Genomic DNA, 7185 nt, shown 5'->3' on the forward strand with positions numbered 1-7185 from the left:
GCTCATGTACTCAATTTGCTGAACAGAACGGAAATCTTCGTCACCAGTGGCTTGTAGCTGGCGACCACCACGACCAATGTGATCAGGCCGCTGACGGCAAGTCCCATGAACGTATTCAATCGGTCTTCGCTGGCGATCATGCGAAAGACCGGCTCGCTGATCGCAAGGCCGATAGCGGTCATCACGCTGATGCGAATGACATCTCGCAGCCATTGGGCGTGAATCCCTGGCGCCAGCCGGTTGTGAACAATCGCCGGCCAGATGGCAAATGACACGATGCGCAATACAAACCAGGTGATCGCGGCACCGAAGGCGCCGTAGTAATGAATCGCCAGGAACATCGCCGGTACCGTGATCAGCGCCGATATCACGCTGTACCACATGTGCAAATACATCTGGCCGTAGGCGTATTGCAGGTAAAACTGGAACGCGCTGACGGCCATGATTGCGCTGCCTAGCGAGTACCACGGCAAGATCGAGCGGCACCATTGCGCGGCGGCCTGATCGCCTGACCAGGCGTAGACCATTGAGTCGGCGTGCAACGCAATCAATGCCGCCAGCGGAAACATGAAGGTGCAAATGAAACGATGCGCGGCGAGGAACAGCGCATGCATTTCATCCCGGCGACCCTCGGCCATCAACACGGTCAAGCGCGGCAGTAGTGTCTGCGCCACGGGGTTGCTCAGCATCATGATGCCGGTGGTGATCAGCGCCACCAACGAGAAGTAACCATACTCATTGAGTGGCAGCAGTTCCGAGAGCAGCACCTTGTCGATCTGCGTTAGCAGAATCCATAGGATCGCGGCGCCGGACATATTTGCCGCGAACGGGATGATCGGTTTCACCAGGCGCCAGTCGAAGCCGGTGTACCACTTTGGCGTCGGCATCTGCTGGTAGGCCCTGGCCGCGAAGATCAAGGTTTCGATCACGCCTACCGCAGCCTGGAAGATGAAAAAATCGATCGGGTCTTGCGAGTACTTGCTCACCAGCAACAACCCGCCGAAGTAACGCAGGGTGGCGATGATCACGTTGGCGGCGTTCAGCCAGGCGTGTTGTTCAAGGCCCTGAATGCCACTTTTATAGAGCGTCGAATACAGTCGTAGCGCGATGATGAGTCCCATCAGGCTAATGCAGTCGATCAGCGTCTGCGTGCTCAACTCTTTTGCGTTAAGCCAGTGAAGCGCAATCCATGTGCTGCCTAGATACATCGCCAGGCAACAAACAGTCGCCAGCGGCAGGAAGATCATTTCGAACGAGCGCAGCAGTCGGCCGGTACTGCGTTCGGCCGCCGATGTGCCCTGCTGATGAGCCACTGCGCGAACCAGACTGGGCGACAGGCCCGCATCGAGCAATTGCAACCAGGCCTGCATCACCGAAAAAAATCCGATCAGACCGTAGGCCTCGGCGCCAAGATGGCCGAGGTAAAACGGCATGATCAGAATCCCTACCAATAAGGCGTAGGCCTGACCTGCATAGCTCAACACGGTGTTGCGGATGACTGAGCGTCTGGTCTGCATGATGACTAAATAACCTGAGCGAGATTAGGAACCTGATACTGCGCACGACCCACGCTGCATTCGGCGATGATCGTATTGATCACGCGTTCCTGATCTTCAAGCTTCAAACCGGGGTAAATCGGCAGGCAGAGCACGCGCTCACTGAGCGCGCGCGAAGCTGTTTGCGCAGCTTGTGGTTGCAGATACTCAAGGGTGTCCAGCGACGGGTAGAAATAACGGCGTGGGTTGATACCGTTGGTGTTCAGTGCGGTGCGTACCCGCAGTAATTGCTGCTCGTCGGCCAGACCGATCGGGAAGTAGCTGTTGTTGAGTTCGCTGTCGTATTCGGCCCGCTGCAGGTCAACGTAGTTAGCGAGTCGGCTGACATAGCGCTCAGCGATTTCAGCACGTTCCTGAAGAATATTCTCAATGTCGTCGAGGATGCACAGGCCCATGGCTGCGGAGAATTCGTTGAGCTTGGCGTTGATGCCGATGCCTTCGATCTTGTCGACGTCGGCGATGCCGAAGTTGCACAGTAAGTAAACGCGGCGTGCCAATTCATCGTCGTTGGTGATGATCGCGCCACCTTCGATGGTGTGAAACAGCTTGGTCGCATGGAAGCTCAAGGTGCTGATGTCACCCCAATTGAGCACTGATTTGCCCGCGTGACGTACGGCGAACGCATGGGCGCCGTCATACACCACTTTCAGATTGTGCTTACGGGCAATCGCTTCGATGCGCTCAACCGCACAGGGGTTGCCAAATACGTGCGTGCCGACGATTGCGGTGGTGTCGGAGACGATCCTGCTCTCAATGTGATCTGGCGAGATATTCCAGGTCTGTGCATCGATGTCGGCGAAGATGGGGCGAATGCCTTCCCATTGCAGCGAACTGCTGGTGGCCACAAAGCTGAAAGGGGTGGTCACGGCGCTGCCACTCAGGCCCAGTGCGCGATAGGCAACTTGCAGGGCGAGGGTGCCATTGTTGGTCAGAATGACGTGTTTGACGCCAAGGTAATCGCGCAGGCGCGCTTCAAGCTCGCACACCAGCGGACCATGGTTGGTCAACCAACCGCGGGAATAGATACCTTCTACGTAGGTCTTGAACTTGTCGATATCACCTAGATAGGTCTTGGTTACGTTGATCATCGAAGCCTCCATGTCGGACGAAGTGCGCTAAGGCGGGTAAAACGCAAGTTCAGTGACCTAACCCTGTGTGGATGCCGGGGGTTGGTTACCGGTTTTATTGCTGATCCGGCGGGCGCGGCCCTGGTTGAACTTGAGGATCCATCGTGTCGCCAGACTTCCGGTATGGGGATCGCCGAAGTGAAACAGTGCAGTGGCGCGTTTTACTTCAGGGCTGCAGGCTTTGTTCGCGTGTAAGGTCCGATAGCCCCAGAAGAAATAAATGTTTCCGGGTTCGAGCTTCAGAACGTAAGGCTTGAGCCAACCGCGCTGCATGGCTTTGCCAATCAACGCACGGGTTAGGCGGTTTTGCAGAAGGGCCTTTTCAATCACGTTGAACAGCACCCAGGACCGCACCCCACGCAGGTTGGGGAACAACATCAAGTCGCCGCGTTCTGCACCCTGCGTGGGAATGAACACAGGAATAAGTGCGGTGACCAGGCTCGCATCGTAGTGAAAACAGTTGGATTCGCGTTGGCCGTGGGCGCCTTGAACGCAGCGCAGCACCGGGAAGATTTGCTCACTGGCGGCGTCCCGTTTGGCAGCTCGACGATATAAGCCTGCCAGCAGATGCTTCAGTTTGGGGTCTGCCCAGAAAGTGGCGAGCAGGCTGCCGGCAAGCATTTGTTCGCCGTGATACGCAAAGTATTCACCTTGGTGTTGTTGCGCCTGAGCGTCGGTCCAGGCACGCAGTTGTGCGAGGTCGGTGTCGCTAACGGCGCTGCTCAATTTGGCAAAGCCGTGGGTATCTATTTCGTCAGCCAGGCGTTGAACCTGCCGCTCATCCGTGTCGAAAGATAGTGGCATTGCGTTGAGCCCTTTGAAGGAAGGTAGTGTGAAAGCGCAGGGCCCGGTGTCGCTACCTGTTTGTGCCTCGGCATCAAGTGGGGCATTCAGGCACGCTACCGCCAGAATCTGCAGATCCTGCTGTTCTTTTCGGGTGATGCGGGTGACTGCCAAGTACTTGAATCATTGAGTGCAATTGAGCGACTCAATGCTTTCTCCGGACAAAGCTACCGCCCCACCGAGCACACTCAGTTATTTTGAAATTTTCTTTTGCCCAACACATCGCCACTGACGCTAGACATACGCCATGGGGCAACTAACTTCGTTGGCAGTAACAGAAAGGTAATATCGGGATGAGTTCCGCGTAGCGCTCTAATGGCACCGCTGCACTTCTGGAAAACATCCGACAGGGATATATATCGACGGCAGCGCACTTTCTGTCAAATTATTTCGCCAACATTCTGTTAAGTTTTTGATAAGTGGGTGTTTTTTATCTGTAACTCATTGATTTATAACGGAGTCAAAAAAACATCATACGCGCTATCCCGGTGCAATGACGGTTTTCGGCCGTGGGACGTTTCGACGTTCTGCGTAGGGAAGACGCTGTAAAAGACGATTTTCTAACGTCAGAAGTTGGGCGCCAGCTTGGGGTATCGGTTTTATGGCGCTCATTAATTGAACTTTTTGCGTTTGGGAATTGCTCAGTAGTCATATAAAGGTTGTTATCTGTTTTATCTGTAGCGCTCTAAGTTTGAGCTGAACACTATCACTGCTTCTTATAAGCCTCACTAGCACGGGTATAAGGGACTTGTGAGTTGACTTGCGCCCGCCAATAAAACCGGAAGACACCGCGCATGCATCCAGGCGGTGAGGTCGGGATAGGGCCTTTACTCATTCACGCAACAGGCGGTGTCAAAGCTGCGGGTGTCTCGCGGTTGCTCGGCCATGAGCACTGCTCCATTATCTGATCCGTGCTACGCAAATTTCGAGCAGGAGAATCAATGAACACGCAGTCGAAAACCAATGGAGTGGTTGCTGAACGTTTGTCACGGGCACGTGCCTTGATGAGTCGAGAAGGTATCGATGCCTGGCTGGTACCTTCGGCCGATCCTCATTTATCTGAATACCTGCCGGGTTATTGGCAGGGGCGGCAATGGCTTTCCGGTTTTCACGGCTCAGTCGGTACGCTGATCGTGACCCAGGCGTTTGCTGGCCTGTGGGCTGACAGCCGTTATTGGGAGCAGGCCAGTAAGGAGTTGGCGGGCAGTGGCATCGACTTGGTCAAGTTGCAGCCGGGGCAGCCTGGCCCGCTCGAATGGCTGGCCGAGCAAGCGAAAGCCGATACGGTCGTTGCGGTCGACGGTGCCGTCATGGCTGTGGCGTCCTCGCGCACGCTGGTCAACAACCTCTCTATAAGCGGCGCACGTTTGCGTACAGACCTGGACCCGCTAATAGAGCTTTGGCAGGACCGGCCGGCATTACCTGCTCAGGCTATTTATGAGCACCAAGCACCTCAGGCGACGGTGTTGCGCGCCGAGAAGCTGCAGCGGTTGCGCAGCACTATGGCTGAGCGGGGTGCCGACTGGCATTTTATTGCGACACTCGATGATATCGCTTGGCTGTTCAACCTGCGGGGGGCTGATGTTTCTTACAATCCTGTGTTCATCTCGTTCGCCCTGATTGGCCCGGACAGCGTCAGTCTATTTGTCGGCTCAGACAAGGTTGACGCCGCTTTGCGTCAGGCATTGGAAAGCGAAGGTATCACCTTGCGCGAGTACGCCCAGATTGGCGCTGCCCTGAGCGAAGTGCCGGCGCAGGCGCGGTTGCTGGTGGACCCCGCTCGCGTGACGTGCGGTTTGCTCGACTGTCTTAACAGTGAAGTGACACTGATCGAGGGCTTGAACCCGACAACGCTGTTCAAGTCACAAAAAAGCGAGGCTGACACCCAGCACATCCGCCAGGCAATGGAGCAGGATGGCGCGGCGTTGTGCGAGTTCTTTGCCTGGCTGGATTCGGCGTTGGGTAATGAGCCGGTCAGCGAGCTGACAATCGATGAAAAACTCAGCGCGGCACGGGAGCGTCGTCCAGGCTATATCTCGCAAAGTTTCGCCACCATCGCAGGCTTCAATAGTAACGGCGCGATGCCGCACTACCGCGCTACCGAACAAGAGCACGCGCAGATTGAAGGCGATGGGCTGTTGCTGATCGATTCGGGCGGCCAGTATTTGGGCGGCACCACTGACATTACCCGAATGGTGCCGATCGGCACTCCGAGCGCCGAGCAACAGCGAGATTGCACACGGGTACTCAAGGGCGTGATTGCGCTGTCCAGAGCACATTTTCCGCGCGGGATTCTATCGCCATTGCTAGATGCTATCGCCCGTGCGCCGATGTGGGCCGAAGGCGTTAACTACGGTCATGGCACAGGTCACGGGGTGGGTTATTTCTTGAATGTCCACGAAGGTCCGCAAGTGATCGCCTACCAGGCGTCGGCAACTCCCCAGACCGCGATGCTGCCAGGAATGATTACCTCCATCGAACCGGGAACATATCGCCCTGGCCAATGGGGGGTGCGCATCGAAAACCTGGTGATCAACCGCGAGGCTGGCAAGAGCGAATTTGGCGAGTTTCTCAAGTTCGAAACACTGACATTGTGCCCAATCGACACACGCTGCCTCGATATCAGCCTGTTAACCCAAGATGAGCGAACTTGGCTCAATGACTACCACGCGCAGGTTAATGTGCGGTTGAGTCCTTTGCTACAGGGCGCTGCGCTGGAGTGGTTGAGGGCCCGCACTGCGGCCGTTTGAGTCAGCGCCCTATAGCTTTTGTATTGCGTTTGAGGTGGTCCGCTCAGCCATTCGAATACTGCGTTGCTTTCATTGCGCCGTCGACGGGCGCTTTGGGGCATCGTCGTCGAACTGGGTCCGGCAGCAGGCAGCGGCAGGCGCCAGTCGTGATTTACTTATTCAGTAAATCCATGGGCTGGCGGAGCGCGATTAAGGTGAGAGTGGCTTTTTGCAGATGATGATCATGCTGCGGCTGGTGTACCCGGCGGGGTTTAACCCAAAAGGATAGTCGCCTGGGTCTTCTGCCGAGTCGCCTGATTTGGCAATGATCCGGTAGTTTTTCGATTCGCAGGAATTGGTTGCCAGTTCGTAGCATTGATCCCAAGAGGATGAAAGACCAGAACAATTGATATGGATGCCACGCTTTCCCTGCTTCACGGGTTTTGAGGTGGCGGCGCACCCGGCAACAGCCACAATGGTCAGGATTATAAAAATGTATTTCATTCAGTTCCTTACCTGACCGGCATGTGCCGCTCAGTACCTAGCTTGAATTCGCTTGCCTTGCCTAAGCCAACAACCGTGCTATTTCTAGATGAAGCAGCAGCGTGGGTAAACATGGCCTAACAGCGTTAAAAATGCTAGCGACATCGTGTAACGGCTTCTCAATCTGCAAAGCCAGCGCGGCGCCCGCAGGGTCAAAGAACCGCAAGGATGGTCAATCAGCACCTTAATAAAGGGTTTTCACGCAGAACCCAGGTTTGTATTTGAGTTAATTGAAGAGATTTTGAGATTAACTGTTGACGGGGTGTTGGATGTGTCTATAATTCGCCCCACTTCCGGCGCAGACGAAACGGAAAACTCCTTGGTAATCAAAGAGTTGGACGAAGTAAGCAGGGCCGAAGTGCTTCGATTTGCAGGTTAAATCGACAG

At 55.3% G+C, this 7185-nt stretch carries 5 protein-coding genes; 1 reads left to right on the forward strand and 4 read right to left on the reverse strand.

Annotation, left to right across the window (positions count from 1 at the left end):
* Positions 1–2: 2 nt before the first annotated feature.
* Genes VGC62_RS17975 through VGC62_RS17985 form a run of 3 tightly spaced genes read right to left on the reverse strand, consistent with a single transcriptional unit; the run spans position 3 to position 3487 of the window.
* Entirely contained in the window at positions 3–1517 is a 1515-nt protein-coding gene (locus VGC62_RS17975; RefSeq protein WP_331188426.1) for a lipopolysaccharide biosynthesis protein, read from the reverse strand.
* 5 nt (positions 1518–1522) lie between these two features.
* Positions 1523–2644 (reverse strand): DegT/DnrJ/EryC1/StrS family aminotransferase, encoded by a 1122-nt coding sequence (locus VGC62_RS17980; protein ID WP_331188427.1) that lies wholly within the window; start codon positions 2642–2644, stop codon positions 1523–1525.
* Between the two features lie 57 nt (positions 2645–2701).
* A complete protein-coding gene (locus VGC62_RS17985; protein ID WP_331188428.1) occupies positions 2702–3487 on the reverse strand; it encodes a hypothetical protein in 786 nt (261 codons plus the stop codon).
* Between the two features lie 980 nt (positions 3488–4467).
* Between VGC62_RS17985 and VGC62_RS17990 the strand changes: the two genes are divergently transcribed.
* Positions 4468–6276, forward strand: coding sequence for an aminopeptidase P family protein (locus VGC62_RS17990; protein WP_331188429.1), 1809 nt, complete (start codon positions 4468–4470; stop codon positions 6274–6276).
* A 189-nt stretch (positions 6277–6465) separates the two neighbouring features.
* Here VGC62_RS17990 and VGC62_RS17995 read toward each other — a convergent pair whose 3' ends face one another.
* Positions 6466–6759, reverse strand: coding sequence for a hypothetical protein (locus VGC62_RS17995; RefSeq protein ID WP_331188430.1), 294 nt, complete (start codon positions 6757–6759; stop codon positions 6466–6468).
* Positions 6760–7185: the final 426 nt, after the last annotated feature.

Source organism: Pseudomonas sp., assembly GCF_036404235.1.
GTDB lineage: Bacteria > Pseudomonadota > Gammaproteobacteria > Pseudomonadales > Pseudomonadaceae > Aquipseudomonas.

Coding starts and splice junctions, on each gene's coding strand:
- VGC62_RS17985 (WP_331188428.1), bottom strand. CDS start 3,487: ATGCCACTATCTTTCGACACGGATGAGCGGCAGGTTCAACGCCTGGCT.
- VGC62_RS17980 (WP_331188427.1), bottom strand. CDS start 2,644: ATGATCAACGTAACCAAGACCTATCTAGGTGATATCGACAAGTTCAAG.
- VGC62_RS17990 (WP_331188429.1), top strand. CDS start 4,468: ATGAACACGCAGTCGAAAACCAATGGAGTGGTTGCTGAACGTTTGTCA.
- VGC62_RS17995 (WP_331188430.1), bottom strand. CDS start 6,759: ATGAAATACATTTTTATAATCCTGACCATTGTGGCTGTTGCCGGGTGC.
- VGC62_RS17975 (WP_331188426.1), bottom strand. CDS start 1,517: ATGCAGACCAGACGCTCAGTCATCCGCAACACCGTGTTGAGCTATGCA.